Genomic DNA, 2686 nt, shown 5'->3' on the forward strand with positions numbered 1-2686 from the left:
CGCTGCCGCTGGCGGACCTGCGCCGCGCGCGGCTGGTGCTGACCGATGAATTGATCGCCGCCACCGCCCATATGATGGGCGCGCGGGACGGTGCCGGGGACGCGCAAGAGGCCCCGGACCACATGACACACGCCAAGCCCGGCCGGTCGCCGGCGCGCAAGACCCACTGAGACGTCCCTGGAGGCCCTGATGGACACGTCCGTTTCCCGTCCCGAACTGCTGCTGGTGGCCGACGCCGTCGCGCGCGAGAAGTCGATCGACCGGGAAGAGGTTCTGGAAGCGATGGAGCAGGCCATCCAGAAGGCCGGCCGCGCGAAATACGGGCACGAGAAGGACATCCGCGCCACCATCGACCGCAAGAGCGGCGACGTGCGGCTGTCCCGCTGGACCGAGGCGGTCGAGGTGGTGGAGAACGAGGAAACGCAGATCCCGCTCCATATCGCGCGCAAGTTCAAGCCCGAGATCCAGTTGGGCGAACATCTGATCGACCCGCTGCCGCCGATCGATTTCGGCCGGATCGCCGCCCAGACCGCCAAGCAGGTCATCGTCCAGCGGGTGCGCGAATATGAGCGCAAGCGCCAGTACGACGAGTTCAAGGACCGTGTGGGCGAAATCGTGAACGGCACGGTCAAGCGCACCGAATACGGCAACCTGATGGTCGAGATCGGCAATTCCGAGGCGCTGCTGCGCCGCGACGAGCTGATCCCGCGCGAGAGCTTCCGCAACTCGGACCGCGTGCGCGCCTATATCTACGACGTGCGTGACGAGCCGCGCGGCCCGCAGATCTTCCTGTCGCGCACCCATCCGGCCTTCCTGGCCAAGCTGTTCGCCCAGGAAGTGCCCGAGATCTATGACGGTATCATCGAGATCAAGGCCGTGGCCCGCGATCCCGGCTCGCGCGCCAAGATGGCGGTGATCTCGCGCGACGCGTCGATCGACCCGGTCGGGGCCTGCGTGGGCATGCGCGGCTCGCGCGTGCAGGCGGTGGTGCAGGAACTGCAGGGCGAGAAGATCGACATCATCCCCTGGAGCCCGCAGGCCGCGACCTTCGTGGTCAACGCGCTGGCCCCGGCGGAAGTGACCAAGGTGGTGATGGACGAGGAAGCTGGCCGCGTCGAGGTGGTGGTACCCGACGAGCAGCTCAGCCTGGCGATCGGCCGCCGCGGGCAGAATGTCCGCCTGGCCAGCCAGCTCACCCGCTGGGACATCGACATCCTGACCGAAGCCGAGGAATCCGAGCGCCGGCAGGAGGAATTCCGCCGCCGCAGCAGCCTGTTCGTCGAGGCGCTGGACGTGGACGACGTCATCGCCGGCCTGCTGGTGACCGAAGGCTTCCATACGATCGAGGAACTGGCCTATGCCGACCCGGACGAGCTGGCCGGGATCGAAGGGTTCGACGAGGACGTGGCCGGCGAGCTGGTCCGCCGCGCCGAGGGCTTCCTGGCCCGCCGCGAGGACGAGCTGGATGAGAAGCGCCGCGGCCTGGGCGTTTCGGACGACATCGCGGTGCTGGGCGTGTTCTCGAACCAGATGCTGGTCACGCTGGGTGAGAAGGGCGTGAAGTCGCTCGACGACCTGGCCGACCTGGCGGGCGACGAACTGGTCGAGATCCTGGGCGGCGACGTGATCGACGAGGAGGCGGCCAACGAGATCATCATGGCGGCGCGCGCCCATTGGTTCGATGGTACCGAGGGCGGTGCCGAAGAAGGCGCCGAGAGCGGAGAGGCGGCGGGCGCCTGAGGCGGCGCCGCGGCCGGAGACGGTGCGGGGAATGGAGACGGAGATCGGCGACCGGGGCGTGGAGGATGGACGGGCGGACGAATGTGCCGACGACGAATGCACGGAAAACGGGCACGCCCCGCTGCGCCGCTGCATCGTCACCCGCGAACGGGCGGCGCCCGAGACCATGCTGCGTTTCGTCGTCTCGCCGGATCGGGTTCTGACCCCCGATCTGGCCGCGCGTCTGCCCGGACGGGGAATCTGGTTGAGCGCCCGGCGGGATGTGCTAGAAACGGCCCGGACACGGGGGGCGTTCGCACGCGCCGCACGTGGACAGGTCACAATCCCGCCCGACCTGGACAGGATCCTGGAAGCCGGGCTGGTGCGCCGGATGATGGAGACGGTGGGACTCGCACGGCGGGCCGGTCAGGTGACCTATGGCTTCGCCAAGGTGCGGGAATGGATAGCGGGCGGTCGCGCCGGTCTGATCATTCAGGCCGAGGATGGCAGCCCGGACGAGAGGACGAGGTTGTTGTCCGGCGCACGGGACCTTCCGGTAGCGGTTGTTCCTACGGCGGCGGCGTTGGGGGCGGCATTCGGCCGTGACCATGTCGTGCATGCGGCGATGTCGCATGGCGAGCTGGCACGGCGTTTCCGCGTCGATAATGAACGTTTTGCGGGGCTGTCCGGCAGGACGGTTCCGGGTTTGGCGGACCGATCCGCCGGACTTGGGTGAACAGGCGGGTACATGAGCGAAGGCAACGATCAGGATCAGGGTAAGGGACGCTTGTCCCTGCGGCCGGCGGGCCGGAGGGATGTCGGACGGACGGTTGACGCCGGTTCCGTGCGGCAGAGTTTCAGCCATGGTCGTTCGAAGGTGGTGCAGGTCGAGGTGCGCAAGAAGCGCGGCCCCGGTCCGGCCCCCGCGGGCAGCGGCTCCGGTTCGTCCGGCGGCGGCAGGGCCGGC

At 68.7% G+C, this 2686-nt stretch carries 3 protein-coding genes; all 3 read left to right on the forward strand.

All coding sequences use genetic code 11. From position 1 onward, the window contains the following. The first annotated feature begins 189 nt into the window (after positions 1-189). On the forward strand, positions 190-1740 hold the full coding sequence (gene nusA, locus HUK84_RS14440) for a transcription termination factor NusA (protein WP_176640909.1): 1551 nt from the start codon (positions 190-192) through the stop codon (positions 1738-1740). Between the two features lie 31 nt (positions 1741-1771). Further along, positions 1772-2455: an RNA-binding protein gene (locus tag HUK84_RS14445; RefSeq protein WP_218064382.1), complete on the forward strand. Its 684-nt coding sequence runs from the start codon at positions 1772-1774 to the stop codon at positions 2453-2455. 12 nt (positions 2456-2467) lie between these two features. Further along, on the forward strand, positions 2468-2686 hold a 219-nt coding region (locus tag HUK84_RS14450; protein ID WP_176640910.1), incomplete at its 3' end, for a translation initiation factor IF-2 associated domain-containing protein.

Origin of the sequence: Nguyenibacter vanlangensis (assembly GCF_013376155.1) — a bacterium.
GTDB classification, from domain to species: domain Bacteria; phylum Pseudomonadota; class Alphaproteobacteria; order Acetobacterales; family Acetobacteraceae; genus Gluconacetobacter; species Gluconacetobacter vanlangensis.